The sequence below is a fragment of the Candidatus Accumulibacter sp. ACC012 genome (assembly GCF_907163155.1).
Classification (GTDB): Bacteria; Pseudomonadota; Gammaproteobacteria; order Burkholderiales; family Rhodocyclaceae; genus Accumulibacter; species Accumulibacter delftensis.
In genome coordinates, this window is the sequence record NZ_CAJQUC010000006.1 from 1 (window position 1) to 19365 (window position 19365).

The 19365-nt window shown below is 60.6% G+C and carries 21 protein-coding genes and 3 pseudogenes; 19 read left to right on the plus strand and 5 right to left on the minus strand.

The features are described from left to right. Together QZ648_RS08345 and QZ648_RS08350 are read left to right on the plus strand one after the other, a co-directional pair. Positions 1-196 (plus strand): hypothetical protein (locus QZ648_RS08345; RefSeq protein WP_291996697.1); only part of this gene is annotated, 196 nt, incomplete at its 5' end. A 231-nt stretch (positions 197-427) separates the two neighbouring features. Next, on the plus strand, positions 428-814 hold the full coding sequence (locus QZ648_RS08350; protein ID WP_291996698.1) for a plasmid pRiA4b ORF-3 family protein: 387 nt from the start codon (positions 428-430) through the stop codon (positions 812-814). Between the two features lie 158 nt (positions 815-972). Here QZ648_RS08350 and QZ648_RS08355 read toward each other — a convergent pair whose 3' ends face one another. From QZ648_RS08355 to QZ648_RS08370, 4 genes are all read right to left on the minus strand, one after another. Next, positions 973-1368: a DNA-3-methyladenine glycosylase I gene (locus QZ648_RS08355; protein WP_291996757.1), complete on the minus strand. Its 396-nt coding sequence runs from the start codon at positions 1366-1368 to the stop codon at positions 973-975. Then, complete coding sequence (locus QZ648_RS08360) at positions 1359-1550, minus strand: DNA-3-methyladenine glycosylase I (protein ID WP_291996758.1); 192 nt, start codon at positions 1548-1550, stop codon at positions 1359-1361. The genes QZ648_RS08355 and QZ648_RS08360 overlap by 10 nt, the downstream gene beginning before the upstream one ends. A gap of 86 nt (positions 1551-1636) precedes the next feature. Further along, positions 1637-2275, minus strand: a complete 639-nt coding sequence (locus QZ648_RS08365) for a HipA domain-containing protein (RefSeq protein ID WP_366144097.1) — start codon at positions 2273-2275, stop codon at positions 1637-1639. Positions 2276-3901: 1626 nt separating this feature from the next. Beyond that, positions 3902-4261: a hypothetical protein gene (locus tag QZ648_RS08370; protein ID WP_291996699.1), complete on the minus strand. Its 360-nt coding sequence runs from the start codon at positions 4259-4261 to the stop codon at positions 3902-3904. 710 nt (positions 4262-4971) lie between these two features. On the opposite strand from QZ648_RS08370, the gene QZ648_RS24880 reads away from it, so the two are divergent. Then, positions 4972-5124 carry a hypothetical protein gene (locus tag QZ648_RS24880; protein ID WP_366144104.1) on the plus strand — a complete coding sequence of 51 codons (153 nt, stop codon included), beginning with the start codon at positions 4972-4974 and terminating at the stop codon, positions 5122-5124. Between the two features lie 494 nt (positions 5125-5618). After that, positions 5619-5828 (plus strand): annotated as a pseudogene (locus QZ648_RS24885) (Pvc16 family protein); the annotation flags it as partial. Here the strand turns inward: QZ648_RS24885 and QZ648_RS24890 are convergent. Continuing rightward, a complete protein-coding gene (locus QZ648_RS24890; RefSeq protein ID WP_366144098.1) occupies positions 5746-6018 on the minus strand; it encodes a hypothetical protein in 273 nt (90 codons plus the stop codon). The pseudogene QZ648_RS24885 and the gene QZ648_RS24890 sit on opposite strands and share 83 nt — an antisense overlap. A 36-nt stretch (positions 6019-6054) precedes the next feature. Here QZ648_RS24890 and QZ648_RS24895 point away from each other — a divergent pair, with 36 nt between their 5' ends. From QZ648_RS24895 to QZ648_RS08445, 15 genes and pseudogenes are all read left to right on the plus strand, one after another. Continuing rightward, a complete protein-coding gene (locus tag QZ648_RS24895; protein WP_366144105.1) occupies positions 6055-6180 on the plus strand; it encodes a hypothetical protein in 126 nt (41 codons plus the stop codon). Between the two features lie 490 nt (positions 6181-6670). Further along, positions 6671-8134: pseudogene (locus tag QZ648_RS08385) on the plus strand (phage tail sheath C-terminal domain-containing protein). A gap of 23 nt (positions 8135-8157) precedes the next feature. Beyond that, positions 8158-8592, plus strand: a complete 435-nt coding sequence (locus QZ648_RS08390) for a phage tail protein (protein WP_169065088.1) — start codon at positions 8158-8160, stop codon at positions 8590-8592. A gap of 93 nt (positions 8593-8685) precedes the next feature. Beyond that, positions 8686-9033 (plus strand): annotated as a pseudogene (locus QZ648_RS08395) (phage tail assembly protein); the annotation flags it as partial. Positions 9034-9121: 88 nt separating this feature from the next. Next, positions 9122-9214, plus strand: a complete 93-nt coding sequence (locus QZ648_RS24900; RefSeq protein WP_366144107.1) for a DUF6760 family protein — start codon at positions 9122-9124, stop codon at positions 9212-9214. Between the two features lie 2 nt (positions 9215-9216). Continuing rightward, a complete protein-coding gene (locus QZ648_RS08400; RefSeq protein ID WP_169065090.1) occupies positions 9217-9756 on the plus strand; it encodes a phage tail protein in 540 nt (179 codons plus the stop codon). 43 nt (positions 9757-9799) lie between these two features. Continuing rightward, positions 9800-11965, plus strand: a complete 2166-nt coding sequence (locus tag QZ648_RS08405) for a hypothetical protein (RefSeq protein WP_291996702.1) — start codon at positions 9800-9802, stop codon at positions 11963-11965. Then, on the plus strand, positions 11962-12396 hold the full coding sequence (locus tag QZ648_RS08410; protein WP_169065092.1) for a hypothetical protein: 435 nt from the start codon (positions 11962-11964) through the stop codon (positions 12394-12396). The genes QZ648_RS08405 and QZ648_RS08410 overlap by 4 nt, the downstream gene beginning before the upstream one ends. 43 nt (positions 12397-12439) lie before the next feature. Continuing rightward, positions 12440-12628: a LysM peptidoglycan-binding domain-containing protein gene (locus tag QZ648_RS08415; RefSeq protein ID WP_291996704.1), complete on the plus strand. Its 189-nt coding sequence runs from the start codon at positions 12440-12442 to the stop codon at positions 12626-12628. Continuing rightward, positions 12625-13692, plus strand: a complete 1068-nt coding sequence (locus tag QZ648_RS08420) for a contractile injection system protein, VgrG/Pvc8 family (RefSeq protein WP_169065094.1) — start codon at positions 12625-12627, stop codon at positions 13690-13692. Before QZ648_RS08415 ends, QZ648_RS08420 begins: the two co-directional genes overlap by 4 nt. Further along, the gene (locus tag QZ648_RS08425; protein ID WP_211203596.1) at positions 13689-14372 is read left to right on the plus strand and encodes a phage baseplate assembly protein V; all 684 of its coding nucleotides are present in this window, start codon (positions 13689-13691) and stop codon (positions 14370-14372) included. The genes QZ648_RS08420 and QZ648_RS08425 overlap by 4 nt, the downstream gene beginning before the upstream one ends. Before the next feature lie 9 nt (positions 14373-14381). Beyond that, positions 14382-14774, plus strand: a complete 393-nt coding sequence (locus QZ648_RS08430) for a PAAR domain-containing protein (RefSeq protein WP_291996707.1) — start codon at positions 14382-14384, stop codon at positions 14772-14774. Positions 14775-14782: 8 nt separating this feature from the next. After that, entirely contained in the window at positions 14783-15190 is a 408-nt protein-coding gene (locus tag QZ648_RS08435) for a GPW/gp25 family protein (protein ID WP_169065096.1), read from the plus strand. Then, positions 15187-18315, plus strand: a complete 3129-nt coding sequence (locus QZ648_RS08440; protein WP_291996708.1) for a putative baseplate assembly protein — start codon at positions 15187-15189, stop codon at positions 18313-18315. The genes QZ648_RS08435 and QZ648_RS08440 overlap by 4 nt, the downstream gene beginning before the upstream one ends. Positions 18316-18317: 2 nt before the next feature. Then, entirely contained in the window at positions 18318-19364 is a 1047-nt protein-coding gene (locus QZ648_RS08445; protein ID WP_169065098.1) for a baseplate J/gp47 family protein, read from the plus strand. Position 19365: the final 1 nt, after the last annotated feature.

Genomic DNA, 19365 nt, shown 5'->3' on the forward strand with positions numbered 1-19365 from the left:
TAAATCGGCTTGTCCGCAGAAAGCGTGCTCCAGCAGCAGTAATTCGCAGTCCGTTGAAGCCAGCTCACCTAATCCGCACCGGGCGTTTCGCGGTGCCATGGCGACCCACCTACCAAAGGGCGGTCAACAAGATTTCCTGCATTTTCGTGGAGTGAATGGAGGCAGGGGGCAAGCTTCCGTAGAATGTGAAAAATGATCAGGAAGCGCCCTGGCCAACTACTCGCAAGAATTCATCCTCGCCGCTGTTGCACATTGAATGTCAGACTCGTCGATACGACGCCCTCATCTGGCGCCAGATTCGTGATCAACGGAGACCGAGCTTCGCCATCTGCCCACGTCATTCAGGCCCGCGATGGGCTGCAGGATGTCCATTTGCACGAGTTCCGGGTCGGCAACATGAGAATCGGTGTTCCGGATGCGGAGTACGATGAGCCCGACCAGCCGGTTGCCGTCGAAAAGCGCATCCGACTCTGACCGTCGCCTGGCGATGGGCAGCAGCTTCACTTACCTCTACGACTTTGGCGACAGCTGGGAACATCGCATCAGCGTCGAGCAGGTTCGCGCCCGCGATGATCGCTACAACGACGGACCCGTCGCCGGGGTCGAGGCGGGCGAGCGCGCATGTCCGCCCGAGGATGCCGGTGGCGTTGGCCGCTACCAGGAGTTCGTGGAGAGCTTCGAGAGCGATCCTTACGGAGAAGAGACCGAACAGATGCGCACCTGGGCGGGGCTGGACTTCGATCCCGCACGCTTCGATCGGCCCGCAGCGAACGCGGCGATCAGCCGCATGCTCTCTAACGGCTGGATCAAGTAAGCTGACGTTGGCGTTGGCGGCCGCGCCGCAGCGACGGATGACGAGAGGCGGTCGGTAAGCTATTGCTCGCCGTCGGACCGGGCGCACCAGTCGATGCGGCGCTCGGGACAGAGGGCGCCGGCGAGCGCGGTGACCTATGCCCGTCGCGGCGGCTGGAACTACCTGCGGAAGCTGGCTTGGACTTCGCCATGACGCGGGCACGTCGTTAGATGGTCGTTGACCATGCCCGTCGACTGCATGAACGCGTAGCAAATCGTTGCGCCGACGAACTTGAACCCGGCTCGACCCAAGGCCTTGCTCATGGCCTCCGAGCGTGTTGCTCTTGGCGGGTACCTCGGCCATTGTCGTCCATTGATTCTGAATCGGGGTGTCATCAACGAAATGCCATAGAAATTGCTGAACGACTGTCCGTCGCCGGTGAGTAGAAGGTAGGCTTTGGCGTTCTGGATGGTTGCGGCTACCTTGGCGCGATTTCGAACGATCCCCGCATCGGCCAACAATGCGGCAACTTTTCGGTCGTCATACTCGGCTATCCGCGCCGGGATCAAAACCATCGAAGGCACGGCGATAGTTTTCCTCGTTTTTTGAGGATCGTCGCCCAGGACAAACCGGCCTGCGCTCCTTCCAGGATCAGCAGTTCAAACAGGGATCGATCATCGTAGAGCGGCACGCCCCATTCCGAATCATGGTAGTCACGGTAAAGGTCGAAACCTTCGCACCACGGACAAGCTTGCATCGCGATCAACTCGGCGCCCAAAGGCTCAGTGTACTGCCAAGAGGGCGGGGAGTGCCCGTGGCTGCTTCCTGGCCTGCCAGGGCGATTCATACCTCAGCCACCTGCCTGGGGTTGCTTCTTGCGACAGACTCAAGCCAGCCGTTCGATCTTGAGGCTGGCCGTCTCGATGTGCTGCTCCAGCGCGGTGATGCAGGGTCCAAATCGTTACTTAACCCACGACCCCGGCGAGGAACGCGCGCCGCCAGTGCTTCTGCCCGTCGCCAGGTTTCGTTGGCCACACTGGCGTGAATGCTTGCTTCGGAGAGGGTGTCAGGAAGCCGGCCACCACTTCGGGGTGCGAAAGTCATGGGCGTCATGTCGTAGGCTGGCGCAATGTCATACGGCCGACCATCGTCGGAGACGAATGACAAGTTCCCGTTGTGCATATCGGAGTTGCCGATGAGGGTGCCAAAGGCCCACAGGAGATCTGCCCCGTCGGCTGCTTGCGGACGAATTAGGCCGTCAACGGCAAGGTGGCGCGCTATGGCAGGCCAGCCACCTGTTCCTGCCCCGACGAATTCGGCATTCAGCACGGCCAAAGAGATCAGCGCACGCCGGCCCAGCTTGCCGGTGCGATCAAAACGTTCGACCTCGAGGAAGCGCTGAGCGCCGTGGTCCAATATCTGCGTCTTGGCAGCAGGAACGCCAGCTTCGCGCAGCGTGTTCAGCGCGAGGTGTTCGGCCATCAGCAGATCACGCCAGCGCTCGCTTACGGGCCCTCCTCGATCTCGCTGAACTTCACGATAAGGTGCCGAGGGCCATCTGGCGTCATGGCTCTGGTGGTGAACTTCGGCTGTTCGCCCCCGCTGACGATCCAGGTAGCTCACCGCGCGCGGCCTCTAGTCCGAACGCAACGCCTTCGTGAAGGGTGCCAAACGTGCCAGCGCACAGGCGGGACTGGTGGCCCTGCAGAACTGGGTCAAACGCCACAAGCTCAGCATTTTCGTCACGCTCACATCTGGAGGAGGCGTCGTGTCTGCGCCTCGACGAAGAGGCCAAAGCCCCGATCAGTTGTCTCGACGGCTGCTACCTCCTGGAACCACCGCCCGTCGACTTGATGGATGCGAAGACGTGGATGAGCGCTATCGCGATCTGCAAAATCTAACTTAACTTCCGCCCGTGAAAACCGCGGCTTGTATCGCGTTCGCTCGGCTGGTAGATTAACGTAGTTCCGTGTGCGGTGATAAGGTTTACCGGTCTCGAGGTCCGCGCGTCTCGCCTGGACGGTGGAAAGATCACCGGGGGGGGGGGGGGGATGTCGTTGCTGGCGGGGTGCTGTGCCACTGCTCGACTCTTTAAGCATCCAATCCTTCATCATCCCGTTTTCCCCCCCCCCCGCGCAACATCAGGTCCGTTCGTGGCTCGACAGTCGCAGCACGCAATGCAGGCTCTCCGGAATTTTTCGGCGCTTACCTTATAGTCCGCCGGTCTTTGTTATCTGCGAGACCGACTGCGTCGGAACGCCAGCGTGGGGCGGTGCGGAGAACAAATTTAGCGTGAGGTGCGGTTGACGGCGCGTGATTCGGACGTATATATGCTGTTATAAATCTCGGGGGGTGTTTCGATGGCCTCTTCGCAAAAACCCCCCGCTAGCATAGCAGCCTCAGAAATTCTTCTCTCCTCTCGTTCGGCCTTACATGACACACCACCATTATGGTCCGTGTGAGTCAGAGTCAGGAATCGCATCTTTACTTTTCGAGCGTGATACATTCACCAGATTGCTATCCGCAGCTGGTCGTTGCTAGTCCATAGCGGGGCGCATGTTGACGATGAGCTGTTGGTCGGCTCGACATTGCGCATCCGCATTGCCGTGCTCCGGCCCAAGCGAGAGCGTCGCATTCGTCGTATAGCGAACTACAGTCGGAACGGTCCCATATTCGGTAGCGTATTTATTCCGCGCAGGTGCAGCGACGCCGTCATGGGAAATGCACTGCTGACGCTCTCCGCTCTCGGCGGTCGGGACTCGAACAGACGCGTCGCGCGAGTCAGGCTGCGGGAACTCACCTTGGCCCTGCCACGTTTGGCAGCATCTTTCGGCTCAGCACATTCGAGGAGCAGTGCCTGCCTGACATGTTTTCCATCGAGATCTGACGCCAGAACGAAAAGCACTACGCTTTCCCTGCAGATGAATGTCTCGGGAACACCAGCGCGGCGCTGCTTCTGGATTGCGTGTTGGTCCCACCAGGGCGAAGACAATCTGCCCGCATGCATTTTCCGTTCATCACGTTATCGACGTACAGGCCTTCTCCAGGTGGCCGACGCGAGGGGCGACGCCGTGGCGCCGTCTCTCTCGCGTGCGCTCCTACATCGAGTCAAAGAATCGTGCCAATTACTTCTGGCATCACGTCGATCGACGATCGGCTTTTGCCCCTGTCGCCAGGCTGATCACCAACGACCACGGCTGCCTCGCTACCCGTGTCCTTGGCGAAACATAGCCCGCCGATATGCGTTCGTCCGCCATCACCTCCTCCAGCGAAGCGCCGAAGGGCCGTCCCGCGGTTCATCTCTACGGCGCGGACTGCCGCGCAGCGCCCGCCGTGAAAGTCATTTGCCGCGATCTTGCGCTTTTGGGGTGTTTCGTCGATACGAGAACGCGATTGGGCGGCGGGGCCGACTTCAGCGAACTGCCCTGGCTGCTCGGACTCCGAGGCTGTTCTGCTGCCGTCGGCCATCTGCAATTGAAAGACATACTCTTGGCTTGATGATGCCAAGGAGCTTCGCGCAGCGCGAAGCGTGGTTCACCGCCATCCGTGGCTTCTCGCACGCACGTTCTTGTTGGAAGATCCTTGGTCTCCCGTCAAGCTGAGTGAGATTGATCTATATTCGAGATCGCGTTCCGACACCCGCTAGTTGAGTCCGCGATCTCTTTGGAAGACCACCTCCGCGGCGCGCCAAGTCCATGCCACCATAGACCCTGGCGACGGCGAGCCCTTTAGATTCAACGCCTAGCAAATACGAAATGACTCTCGATGCGGCCGAAACGATTGCCTACTGGCGTGACCCCGCGCGACAAACCGGTCGACCGCGAGGTTCTCCGAGGCCTGTCGTGCGCAGGTCGCTGCTGAAGGTCTCGTCCTAGCCGTGAAGACCGCGCCGGTTGCAGCAAATGGGACAATCTGGTCCTGCGCCAATCACCGCGGCTGCTGGGAGCTGTGCATCAGCGCCCGGCACAGGCCATCGTCTACCTTGTACGGGATTCGAGCGCCGGCTGTCCCTCGGCAAAGCCTGAACGCCTCCGCCCTCTTCACAGGGCCTCCCGGTACCGGCAAGACAATGGCAGCCGAAGTCATCGGCGCCGAGCTCCAAGTTGATATGTACAAGATAGATCTGTCGCAGGCGGTGAGCAAATATATTGGCGAAAACGGAGAAAAACCTGGACCAGATGTTCCGGGAAGCCGAGTCGGGCAACGCCATCTTGTTTTTCGACGAGGCAGACGCGCTTTTCGCGGCAAACGTTCGGAAGTCAAGGATGCCCATGAACCGGTATGCCAAATATCGAAACCGGCTACCTCCTGCAGAGGATGGAGCAGCATGAGGTGCATCGTGATCCTGGCGACCAATCTTCGCAATAATCTCGATGAAGCTTTCTGTCGCCGCATGCACTTCGTCGTTGAGTTTCCGTTTCCGGACGAGGAGCACCGAACCAGGCTATGGGAGGGGCTTTTCCCTGCCGACGTGCCCAGGGATGAGGAGATCGACTTCCGGTTCCTGGCGAAGCAGTTTAAGGTGCCGGGCGGGAACATCAGGAACATCGGACTATGTGCGTGCGTTCCTTGCAGCCGCGGAAGGCACGGGTCTGACGATGCAGCATCTCATTATGGCCACCAGGCGCGAGTACAAGAAGCTGGGCTGGCCGTGCACCGCGAACGACTTCGGTGCCTACCACCACCTGATCAAGGCTCTCGATGGCTGAACAAATCGGAACAATCATCTCCTCGGCAGGCAAAACGATGATCGATCTGCTCAAGAGTCAGGCCGGGTTCGCTGACGGCGACATCGTCATGAAGTCGCCGGTGGACGCCGCCACGTCGGCCAAGGTTGCCCCTGTTCCTGTTCCAGGTCCAGCAGAATTCGTACCTGAGGAATGCGGAACAGCAAGAGGTTGGCGTGGACGGCCTGCGTCCGCCGCCGCTACCACTGGATCTTTTCTACCTGGTCACCGCATTGTCCCAGGATCCCGATACCGCCCTGGGCCACCTGGAGTCCGTGATGCGCGTGTTCTACGACCATCCAGTCTTGACACGCCGTGCTGTTTTTTTTTTTTTTTTTTTTTTTTTTTTTTTTTTTTTTTTTTTGTTGTTTTTTTTTTTTTTTTTGTTTTTTTTTTTTTTTTTTTTTTTTTTTTTTTTTGTTTTTTTTTTTGTTTTTTTTTTTTTTTTCCGCCAACCATGGTCGATGCCGGCAACGAGGCCGTGCGGATCACGCCCATCCGTTCTCGTTGGAGGACATGAACCGGCTATGGGCGATGTTCCCCAACAAGGCCTTCAGCCTGTCGGTGACCTACGTGGTATCGCCGGTACAGGTGCCGTCATCGAGGATCGCGCCCATCAGCCGTGTCGTGGAAAAAACTATCAGGGTTGGATCACGGTGAAAGTAACGAACAATCGCGCCACCGACGAAGAAAATTCACGGTGTGACCATCGCGACGTACGGCTGGGGTAAATCACCAACACATATCGCGCCAACTCAAGGAAGGATGTTCATCATGCCAGTCATCAAGAACAGGCTGTTTCAACCGACCGGCGCCCTGCTCCGCGACGGCAGGATGCTTCATTTCCAGCCACGAGAGGAGTGCGGTGTCTCGGCAACCGACCTCGATTCCCACATGTCCAGAGTCTGATTGAGAGCGGGCAGTGGGCGTTGCGGGAGCGCGATGGGCAGGGAAGTGCGGCGGCCTCACCCGAGCCGACGGTCGAGTCGACGCTTCCCGCGCCATCGGAATCCGAACCTGCACAGGCGCCGGAATCGCCCCGCCCGAAGCGGCGGGCCGCTCATCCCGGCGCTCGACACGAGGAGGAAACGGAATAAAGCCTGTCGTTCGCATTGCAGTAACACCTAACCCGGGAAAAGGGAGAGTTGCCATGCCAGAGTATCTTTCGCCAGGAGTCTATGTTGAGGAAGTTTCATCGGGAATCAAGCCGGTCGAAGGGGTGGGAACCTCGACCGGAGCATTCGTCGGCATCGCCCAGCGCGGACCAATCGGTAAGCCCCGGTTGATCACCAACTGGACACAATTTACCGCCACCTTCGGCGGCTTCGTTGAGAATGGGTATTTGGCTTATGCGGATCTACCAGTTCTTCAGCGAGGGCGGTACGCGTTGTTATGTGATCCGTGCGGCCAAGGGGAGCGCGACGACGCTCAAGAAGGCCGAGACCGCGGCTATGGGCAGCTTGGTCGTGCGCGCCAACTCGGAGGGCATCTGGGGCAACGCGTTGAGCGCCGTGGTGGCCGACGAGACCACGTTGCCGGGAGGTAGTGTGCGTATCGATTACTTCCAGCTGAGCATTGTTTATGATGGTGCCGTCGTCGAGGCCTTCGATAACGTCACGCTGGATGAAGCAAGGCCAGATCATGTTCTCAAGCGCGTGGACTCGAAGTGGGTGGAAATGGTCGACAACGGCGCTACCCGGCCACCCAACGGCACCACCCCTCTGGCCGGGGCCTGGATGGCGACACGCTGCTGAGCTCCGATTGGGCTGGCGCCACCGGCTTCATCAACTCCTTCGATCCGGTGGACGACATCAACATCGTCGCCATTCCGGATGCCCTCGGCAATGCCACCGTCACGCAGAACGCCTATACCTATTGCTATAACCGCAAAGATTGTTTCTTTGTCGCGGACACACCCCAGAACCTGGATGCGCAAGGGGCCGCCGCCTTCAGGATGGTAACCGGAAACTTCAATTCCTCGTACGCAGCCATCTACTATCCCTGGATCTCCATTTCCGATCCGCTCACCGGCAAGAGCAAGCTCACTCCACCCTCAGGCGCCATCGCCGGCATCTACTCCCACACCGACGTGGCGCGCGGGGTCCACAAGGCCCCGGCCGGCATCGAGGTGGGGTATCTGAAATCGGCCATCGGGCTCGAGCGTGTGATCACCAAGGGTGAGCACGACACCCTCAATCCGATCGGCGTGAACGTCATTCGTTCCTTTCCTGGCGCCGGTAGCGTCGTCTGGGGCGCCCGCACCTTGTCTGCGGACTCGGAATGGAAGTACGTCAACGTGCGCCGACTGTTCCTGTTCCTCGAAGAAACGATCGACGAGGGCACCCAGTGGGTGGTATTCGAGCCGAATACACCGATGCTGTGGGGTAGGGTCAAACGCAATATCACGGCATTCTTGACCAACGTGTGGCGCGACGGGGCCCTATTCGGCACCAGCGCAGCGGAGGCCTTCTTCGTGAAAGTGGACGCCGAAAACAATCCACCCGAGGTGGTGGACGCCGGGCGTCTGATCATCGAGGTGGGTGTGGCGCCGGTCAAGCCGGCCGAGTTCGTCATCATCCGCATCAGCCAGAAGACTTTGGGCAAAGCCGGTTAACTTGATCGAGGAGGAACTTCAACATGGCACGCAAAGATCCCTATCGTAACTTCCGCTTTCGCGTCGAAATCGACGGCATTAACCAGGCCGCGTTCGCCGATGCCGTGATTCCGGACTCGACCACGGCGCCGATCGATTACCGCGAAGGCACCGACCCGGTGCATAACCGCAAGCTTTCGGGTCAGACCACTTACGGCAACGTCACTCTCAAATGGGGTCTGACCGATTCCATGGACCTCTACAACTGGCGTAAGCAGGTCATCGACAAAGGCGCGCAGGACAATCGAAAGAACCTGTCGCTGGTGCTGATCGACGAGGCCGGCGACGACAAGGCGCGCTGGAATATCATGGAGGCCTGGCCCACCAAGTACGATTCCAGTGACCTGTCCGCCAAGGGTGCCGAGGTGCTGATCGAGAGTCTGGATCTGGTTTGTGAGGAAGTCGTTCGGGTTCAGTAATTAATCAAGGCGCCTTTTCGGCGCCGACAAATCAGGCCACCGGTTTCTGCCGGTGGATTATGACTTGCATCGTGACCGGCAAGGAAGCGCGTTATGGCACTGCAGACCGAGTATGAATTCATCCTTCCCAAGGGTTATCTGGACCCGGATGGCAACCTGCACAAGGAAGGCGTGATGCGGCTGGCGACAGCCGGCGACGAGATTCTGCCAATGAAGGATGCGCGGGTGCAGCAGAATCCCGCGTACCTGACGATCATCCTTCTGTCGCGGGTGATCACTCGGCTGGGAGAAGTCAAGATGGTCAATACCCGGGTCATCGAGGGCCTGTTTGCGGAGGACCTCAGTTACCTCCAGGGCATCTACCGGCGCATCAACGAGCAGGGGTCGAATACCCTAACAACGGTGTGCCCCAAGTGCGACCATCAGTTCGTCGTAGAGGTGGAGCCGGGGAATAACCGGCTACCCCCTCGGTGCACTATACGAGGAGGTAGCCTTCCTGGCTTATCACCTGCACTGGTCGTATGCGGAGATATTCGAATTAGAGCATCGGGACCGCCATCGCTGGTGTAATGAGGTCTCGGCCATCAACAAGAAGCTCAATGAGCAGTACGAGCGGAGGTAATCATGCCCGTTTCAGGCATCAATGCCACGATGACCATCGCCGGCCGTGCCCTTGGTGCGCGCCGGGATCCCTATGGCGCGTATAACTTCCTGGTCGAGATCGAGGGAATCATCGCCGGCGGATTCAGCGAGCTGTCGGGTCTGGATATGAGTACCGAGGTCGAGTCGATTCGCGAAGGCGGTGTAAACGACTACGTTCACAGGCTTCCCAAGTGGACCACCCAGAGCGACCTGGTGCTGAAGAAAGGCCAGACCGATCACGATCTGCTCTGGAATTGGTATGCAGATGTGGTGGCCGGCAAGGTCGAGCGCAAAAACGGCAGCATCTATCTGCTCGACTCCCAGGGTATTCCTGCGATGTGGTGGGATTTTTTCCAGGCCTTCCCTGTCAAGTGGTCCGGACCGACTCTCAACGCTGCATCTGGGCAGGTTGCCTTCGAGACTCTGACCCTGGCGCACCACGGCCTGACCAAGTCAGCGCTAAACCAGGCCCTGTCCGGCGTTCGTGGCGTTCTCGGCGTCGTCGGTTCGGTTGGTTTCTAGAATGCACGACTACTCTGCAAGAGGGGCATCAAAGGAAAGCAACATGACCCCAGATGACCCTCGGGACGATCGAACCGCCGCCACTTACGGGCACCCTGTACCCGTCATCCAGGCGACAGGCCCGGCAGTAGCAGCGACGTTTGCCGCACGTGTTTTCGGCAAGTATTTCGTTGCGCCGGTTATCCGGCGCGGACCGTCGTTGGTGCTGCGCATGCTGCAACCCGCTGGCATTGCCGGTGATGCCAGCACGGGAAAGAAAGGGCCAACCGCTTTGGACGGCGTAACCGAGGCGCCGGCGCGACAGGCTGTCCGGCTGGCGACCAGCCTCGATCGTCAGTTGGTGAGGCCATCGCACGGGGCCTCGGCGACGTGGACGCCGGGCTGGTCATGGCCACAGCCCGTGTTTATGGGACGTTTGCTGGTGCAACGCAATCCGCTGATTGTCGCCACGGCGCCGCTTGCGCCGGCTGCGATGACCGTTGTTGCACCATGCGCGCTGGGCGTCCCCCTGACGATGACCCGTCAAGCCACCGCAACGGCCATTGCACTGCCTGGCGCGGATCGCGCGAAGATCCCTGCCGATACTGCAACAACCCTCGCTGAACACGGGATGGTGGTTCGCCGCCCGACCACCAGCGCTGGCCTGAGTCCCGTCGCTGATCCTCGTCACGTCACAGCCACGGCCTTCCGATCCACTACTGCCGAGCGCATCCTGGCGTCATCCACAGCCACCGCGCATGAGGTGCCACCCAGTATGCACGATCCTGCCGCTGGTCGCGCGCCGACGCTAGCGGTACCCGTAGTCGCCCGTAGCGGCGCTCCGTCGTACGCGGCCTCGCGTCCTGCGTCTGGCCTGCTTCGGCAGGTTTCGATGGCGGGCGATCAGCGGCTCGTGCAACGCAAATTGCTCGCCCTGCCCAGGCTTGGTACGCCGGTCACCGCGGCTATTGGCGGATCGTTCGGTGGCCCGTCATTCGGCGTGAGGTCGTCTGCAGCAGCGCCGGAGCACAACTATCCAGCAGCGTCGGCGATCACCGCGACGCCAAGCAGCGATGGCACGCGGCAGTTGACCTCCACGCTGCCGCTGACGATATCTGCGGCTGGCCGCAGCGCCTTGCCGGCTGCGATGACCGTTGTTGCACCATGCGCGCTGGGCGTCCCCCTGACGATGACCCGTCAAGCCACCGCAACGGCCATTGCACTGCCTGGCGCGGATCGCGCGAAGGTCCCTGCCGATACTGCAACAACGCTCGCTGAACACGGGATGGTGGTTCGCCGCCCGACCACCAGCGCTGGCCTGAGTCCCGTCGCTGATCCTCGTCACGTCACCGCCACGGCCTTCCGATCCACTACTGCCGAGCGCATCCTGGCGTCATCCACAGCCACCGCGCATGAGGTGCCACCCAGTATGCACGATCATGCCGCTGGTCGCGCGCCGACGCTAGCGGTACCCGTAGTCGCCCGTAGCGGCGCTCCGTCGTACGCGGCCTCGCGTCCTGCTTCTGGCCTGCTTCGGCAGGTGTCGATGGCGGGCGATCAGCGGCTCGTGCAACGCAAATTGCTCGCCCTGCCCAGGCTTGGTACGCCGGTCACCGCGGCTATTGGCGGATCGTTCGGTGGCCCGTCATTCGGCGTGAGGTCATCTGCAGCAGCGCCGGAGCACAACTATCCAGCAGCGTCGGCGATCACCGCGACGCCAAGCAGCGATGGCACGCGGCAGTTGACCTCCACGCTGCCGCTGACGATATCTGCGGCTGGCCGCAGCGCCTTGCCGGATGCTCGGACCACTCCAGAGCGATGGCAGCCGGCTCGGGCGTTGATCATGCCCAGACAGATCCTTGACCGTCCGTTAGTGGCCGGGCTTGAGCGGCGTCATGACCTAGGTGATGTCCTGCAAGCGCCGGATATGACCGACCTGGTGGTCGATGTGCCGACGGCGGCGCAGCCAGCAGCCGGCACGCGCCCGATGGCCACCGAGCTTACCCTGCGGACCTCGTTTGCGGAAGAGAACCCGCTTCCGACGCTTGTGGCCGCGACCTTGGGCGCAGCCACACCAACTCCGACAGCACTTGCCACGCACCAGGACCTGAGCAGTAGCCACGGGGGCAAGGTATCGTCGATGTCGATCGAGTTCCTCGCCGACCGCGTTTTCAGCATACTCGAGCGGCGCCTGGTGGTGGAACGGGAACGGAGAGGTATCCGATCATGAATCCCGGCGCAGATCACAAAGCGCAATTGCTGCCGCTCAACGCGAACGGAAAGCCGATAGCTGGTGCCGGAATTACGGTGCAGTTCAACCCGGCGACCTACTCGAACACCTGGAACATCACCTGGAACGAAGTCGGGCAAAGCCTGCAGTGGACGAAGACTACGGCAGGCGATCTCGTGCTCACGTTGAACTACGACAGCTACGAGGCACGTACCGATGTTCGCGAGAAGACAAAACACTTCAAGGAACGGCTTGACCCGGGCCAATCGAAAACGGGCCAGGCCGTGGGTTGCCTGTTCCAGTGGGGAAAGAGCACCTACAAGGGGGTCGTGGTGAGTCTCAAAGAAGACTTCTCTTTGTTTCTCGCTGACGGCACTCCGGTCAGATCGGTGCTGACGCTAACGCTCAAAGCGTGGCCGCAATCCAGTTGAGGGTGGCCACGGCGGCAAACGGAGAAATATCAGGATACCGGCAATGATCACATCGACGATGGTTTGGACAGTAAAGTCAGGGGACACGCTGCCAATGATTGCTGCGCAGGTCTACGGTGACCCGCGTCTGTGGCGGCCAATCGCTGACGCCAACGGCATCGCCGACCCCTTGCGATTTCCAGTTCAACAGGACTTTGGCCGCCTGTTGCTGGTACCTGCCTCGAGAGCATGAGCGCGCCCGTCACGCCGCTGGTCGGCATACCGCGATTCACGTTGTCGATAGCCAAGGTCGCAGCTGACCCGGCGCTGAAGGCCGACATCGGCTCGGTAGAGTTGTGCGAGGACCTCAACATGCCGGCGATGTTGAGTTTCTCGGTCAATCTCTGGGACGGGATGCGCATGCGCCTGAATGAAGCCTATCTCGACCAGTTTGCGCTGGGTACGCCGCTTGAAATGGCACTCGGCATCAATAGCGAGACCGCTGTATTTACCGGTGAGGTCACTGCCCTGGAGCCCGCGTTCGGCGGCATCGACGGCCCCGACAGCTTGCGGGTTCGGGCCTACAATCGCCTGCACCGGCTTCAGTTCGGGAACCGCCAGCGCACCTTTCAAAACAAGACATCCAGCGACATCGCCGCCGAGATCGGCAATGCGATTGGCTTGACCGCCGCAGCCGAGAGCACTACCGAAAAACATCCGCACGTCACGCAGAATAACGAAACCGACCTGGCGCTCCTGTTACGCCTGGCTTGGCCGCTCAACTATGAGGTGTCGGTTGAGGACAAGACACTCTATTTTCGCAAGCCCAAGCTGCAGGACGATCCCGTTATCAGCCTGACCTATCGCCGCGACCTGATCCAATTCACGCCACGCCAGCGGGTCATAGCCGACGGCGCCAAGGTCGAGGTGCGTGGCTGGGATGTAAAGACCAAGAAACTCATTCTGGGCAAAGCAGGGGCTGGCGACGAAACAGCGAAAATGGGTGGCAAGCAGACCGGTGCCGAATTGTCGGCTGCCGCCTTTACGTCGGCGACACGCACCATTCCGGGGCAGATCCTGGCCGACGCCGATGCGGCCGCCCAGATGGCGAAAGCCTGGTACAACCGCCAGCAAAGCAACTTCATCGAGGCGCAAGGGGAATGCGCGGGATCGCCCCTGATCCGCGCCGGCAAGACAATCGATATTGCCGGCGTCGGCAAGGCATTCAGCGGCCCCTATTACGTCGTATCGGCCCAACACACGATCGGGCCGACCGGCTATCGTACTCGCTTCGAAGTTACGAGGAATTCCGTATGAGTCTATGTCAGCAGCTGATCGGCGCCGCGAATGCTCCTGCAGGCAGCGGCGAACACGGCGGCCGAGATGTCACCGCTCCAGTATCCGGAGCAGGGGTCGCCATTGGCGTTGTCACCAACCTCAAGGACCCGGACAACCTCGGCCGCGTGCGGGTGAAATTTCCCTGGTTTTCCGAGGATGACGAGAGCGAATGGGCCAGGGTGGCGACGCTGATGGCCGGCAAGGAACGCGGCAGCGTGTTTCTGCCCGAGGTCGATGACGAAGTTTTAGTGGCCTTTGAGCACGGCGACATGCGCCGACCGTTCGTGATTGGTGCGCTATGGAACGGCGTCGACGTCCTGCCGCCGGAGTTCGCGAACGATGGCAAGAATAACGTCCGGCTTATCAAGTCGCGCAGCGGCCACATCATCAAGCTTGACGACACGGATGGCAGCGAAAAAATCGAGGTCATCGACAAGACCGGCAAGAACTCCGTGGTCATCGATAGCAAGGAAAACACGATCACCATCACCACCGACAAGGACCTCGTGCTGAACGCGCCGCAGGGCAAGATCAGCCTGATCGCCAAAGAGCTGGAATTGAAATCCAGCGCCGCGATCAAGGTGGAAGCCGGTTCGGAAATGAATATCAAGGCCAGTGCCACCATGAATTTGCAGGGCGCGACCGTCAACATCAACTAGGAGATGGTCATGGGACAAGCAGCGGCAAAAAAGGGCGACCAGGTGATGGCAACCGATATCCACATCGTGATGATCCCGGCCGGTCCTGCGCCGGTGCCCACGCCCTTGCCGCATCCCTTTGTCGGGATCATCGACGGCGCTCTCAGCGCCGATGTGAATATCATGGGGATGGCGGCGGCGACCGTAGATTCCACGGCCTCCAATACCCCGCCGCACATTCCCCAGGGCGGCCCATTCCAGAATCCGCCCGGCAACAGGGCCACGATCAAGGTCGGCAGCACCGCCGTGAAGATCAACGGCAAAATGGCGGCCCGCAACGGCGACATGGCGACGACCTGCAATGATCCTTCCGACCTGCCGGCCGGAACCGTACTTGCGGTTGGCACCGTGTTCATCGGGTAAGCGCGGCCATGGCGGAACGTGACTTTCTCGGGGTCGGTTGGCGATTCCCGATTGCGGTCGCTGCGGGACCCGACCGCATCACCCGTATTGCAGTGTCCGCCTACGAACAATCGATCGAGGAGTCGATCCGGATCGTGCTCGGCACTCCGCCGGGCGAGCGACTGATGCGCTCAGAGTTTGGCTGCGATCTGAATCGCCTGGCGTTCGCCCCGAACAATACCTCGACCGCCGGCCTGGCAATCTTTTTTGTCCGCGAGGCGCTCCAAAAGTGGGAGCCCAGGATTGAACTGCTCCTGGTGGACGCACAGGCGGATTCCGATTCCGATGCCACGCTGTTGATCAGCATCGACTACCGCGTCATCACAACGAACCGCGAACACAACCTCGTTTACCCCTATTACCTGGGGAGGGAATGACCTTGTCCGCGAGCCATCCGCCCATTGATCCGCGGCGCGCCAAGCATTTTCTGATCGAAATGATCCGGAGGATCCCGGATCGGTTCAAGGAGTGGAAGTCGGCGGCAGAGATAAGTGGTGACGACGACCAGATCCTGAGTGTTGCCGATGACAAGAGCGACTTCGGCATGGCCCTGTTGAAGCTGGCCGCGCACATGGGGGAAACGCTCACCGGTCAGATCAACCGCGTGCCGGAAAAGAATTTCCTGGCGTTTCTGGATTTTCTGGGAATAGACCGAAAGCCACCCCAGCCGGCGCGCGCGCCGCTGACCTTTGTCTTGTCCGACAAGGCTCCGACCGACCGACTGGTGCCGAGAGGCACGCAGGTGGGTGCCGCCAAACGCGAGGATGTCGTCTTCGAGACGGAACTGGACCTGATCGTGACCCGCGCCATCTTGGCGGGAGCGTTCTCGGTGGACCTGCGCAAGGACCGCTACATCGAATTGAGCGGACTGCTTGCAGCTCCTGACGCCGCTGGCCTGGAAGTGTTTGGTGATGCGGGCGGGCCGTCTGCGTGGCAAGCGAATCCGCATGCGCTCTACATCGGGCACGACAGCTTGTACGCAAATGCCGACCGGGCGGGGGCGGGCTTGACCGTTGAATTCACTCTGGCAAAGGACGATCAGTTGCCGATCTTGCGCTGGGAGTATTCAACGGCTGCGGGTTGGCGGGAGCCGGAAGAGGTGACTACAGGCAATTCAGGATATTCCCTGAAGACACCGGGCATTGCCCCGGTGACGGTTGCCGGCCACGATGACGTCGGTGCCATGGTCAGCAGATCGAGCTATTGGCTCCGGGCGAAGACCAACGACGCCGTGCCAGTGCAGGTCAGCAGTATTGCCGTCGGCACGGTGATCGACGATCGGCTGGTACCCGCATACCTGGCCTTTTTCAACAATGTTCCTTTGGATATCAGCAAGGATTTCTTCCCGTTTGGCGAACGTCCCAAATTTAACGACACCCTCTATATCGCCAGTCTCCAGGCACTCAGCATCCCCCATGCCCTGATCACGCTGGACGTGGACCTGTCGCAAGCGCTTCCCCAACCGGTCGAGACGGTGAGTCTGGCCTGGGAGTACTGGGACGGTTCCATCTGGCGCATTGTCGGCACGACCACGCAGGGCGGTGCGCCCACCGCGGGTGACTTCGAATTTTCGGACACCAGCCAGGCCTTTACACAAGCTGGTGCCGTCACTTTCCGTTGCCCGCCGATCGTACCAACGTCGGTCAATGGCATCGACGACTACTGGATTCGCATCCGAATCATCGCGGGTGATTACGGTAGGGAAGCCGGGTACCAACAGACGGCCAATGCCGCTCTGCAGCAGGAATTGGCGGAAATCGAAACCGATTCCAAAAAGTACCAGAGCATCCTGGCCTTGCTGACAAAGAACGGACTGGTCGATACCTTCATGTACGTCGCCGCGACTTTCGCGGTCCCGTCGATCAAATCCATGGATCTCAGCTATAGCGTGACGAGCAGCGGGAAGGCGCACGCCCTTTTGACGGAAAACAGCTTCACCTATCGGGACGTGACCGCGCCCGGTCCGTTTCAACCGTTTTTCGGATGGAACGAAAACCGGCCCGCGCTCTACCTTGTATTCGACCCCGTCACCACCCCGACCGGCACCGCGCTGAGCATTTACCTACAGGTCGTGCAGCCGCTCTATGGATCTCGACAGCCGGCCCAGGCCATTGGGTCGGCAGGCGCAGCGATCGTCGTCTGGTGGTATTGGAACGGCACGGACTGGCAGCGGTTGCCGGCCGAAGACGAGACGACAAATCTCACCCGCAGCGGGCTCCTGCGCTTCATCTCGCCGGCGAATGCAAGGGAGCGATATCTGTTCGGCAGGAAGGGCTTGTGGATTCGCGCCAGCCTCGAGTCTGGCGGCTACGCTGCACCACCCCGACTGGGCGCAATCGCCTTGAACACGGTTTGGGCCAGCCACGGCGTAACCTTCAGGGACCACATCCTCGGCTCGAGCAATGGCGACCCCGATCAAAGGTTCCAGTTCGCCAAGACGCCGATACTGGCGGGCCAGATCATCGAGGTTCGCGAGCCCACGCCGCCGGGCGACGCGGACCAGCAGCGTATTGCGGCTGACGAAGGTCCGGACGCGGTTCGCACCGTTACCGATGCCGCTGGCAATGTCATCGAAGTCTGGGTGCGCTGGCATGCCGTGTCGGCAATGAGCCTATCGACACCTGCCGATCGCCATTATGTTGTGGACCACGTAACCGGCACCATTACCTTCGGCGACAGTGTGCACGGCCGGATTCCGCCGGCAGGCAAGGACAGCATTATGGTCAGGATCTACCGCGCGGGTGGCGGCGCCAAGGGCCAGTGTGCGCTGCGCACCTTGACCGAGTTGAAAACCACCATCCCTCTCGTCGACCAGGTCTTCAACCTCGAAGCGTCGCACGGCGGCGCGGATGCGGAAGCCATCGCCAATGTGGCGATCAGTGGTCCTTTGCGCATCAAGAGCCGGAATCGCGCCGTCACCGTCGAGGACTACGAATGGCTGGCGCGCGAGGCCGCGGGAGAGGTCGCGAAGTCCCGCTGCCTGGCACTGACCAGTGCAGATTCCCTGACCAAGGACAATCGTCAGGGCACTGCGCCGGGATGGATCACGGTGATCATCGTGCCGCACGGGGACGAGGACCAGCCGCTCCCGACCGAGAACCTGCTCCACACCGTCAAGGACTTCCTGACGGATCGAGCGCTGGCGACCCTGGGCAGCCGCATCGACGTGATCGGTCCGCGCTACGTTCCCATCGACGTCGCAGCAGAAGTGATCCCCCTGCGCATCGAGGAGGCGAAGGCGGTCGAGAAGCGGGTGTTCGACGAGTTGCGGGCGTTCCTGCATCCGCTGAGTGGTGGCCCGGATGGCGAAGGTTGGGAATTTGGTCGCGCCATATATTTATCTGAAGTTGGCGCTGTGGTGCAGGGAACCGAGGGCGTGGACCGGGTGCGCAATCTGAGCATCCGCAAATCCGGCAGTGATCGACCGCAGGAACGTATCGCAATGGCTAGCAACGATCTGGCTGCATCGGGACACCACACCATCGTGGCGACGGGAGCTTAGTCATGCCATTGCCGCTGCCAGATCTCGACACCCGCCGCTTCGACGATCTGGTCGGAGAAATGCGCGCCATGATTCCGTTGCTGGCGCCGGAGTGGACCAACCACAACCTTTCCGACCCCGGCATCACCCTGCTCGAGTTGTTGGCGTGGGTGAGCGAAGCGAACCTTTATCGCGCCAACCGCATACCCGCCAGGACCCTGGCCAACTTCATCTCGCTACTGCTCGGCGAGTCGTCCATCCAGAGTGAGGACTTCCGACAGGCAATGAGCGGTGTCACCACCCAGGATATCGAGCGCGCGGCAAGACAGGTGAGCGGCGAGGTCGACGAGGTGCATGTCCGCTACGCCGAGCGCGAGAACCGCGTATCGGTATTGATCGTATTGCGCGCCGGGGCGATGCAGGCCGCCGACATCGTCCGCGCAGCGCAGATGCGACTGCAGGGATTATGGGTGTCTGGACCGCGGCCGGTCGCGGAGTCTCTGGATGGCGCCAGACAGCGCGCCCTTCGCTTCTTCAACGATCCCTATCGAGCCATTACCACCGCAGACTTCGAGCGTGAGGCGATGTTGGCCAGCGCCGATGTCGGCCGCGTATCCATTGCCTCCTTTCCGGAGGCTGGCACGATCACGGTCGCGGTCGTTCCAGCCTCCGGCGCCGTCCCGGACGCAGCACTCCTGCGCACCGTCAAGGCACGACTTGACGATCGAAAGCTGGTCGGCACGCGCATCGTCGTGCGGCCACCGCGGTATACCGACATCACGCTGAAGGTCTCGCTTGTGACGCGACCCAATACCGTGAAAAGGGAGGTGGTCGACACGGTTACCGGCGCCATCTCGGGTTTTTTCAATCCGCTCGGCGGTGGCCGCGACCGCAGGGGCTGGCCATTCGGCAGGCCGGTGTCGGCCTACGAACTCTATTACCTGATCGAATCGCTGGCGGGAGTGGACCATGTCGAGGGTCTCGAAATCAACGAAGATCTGCAGGCTCGAGAGGTGCCGATCGACGATCTGCCAAGCTTGCGCAGTTTGACCATAACCCCGGTGAATTGAT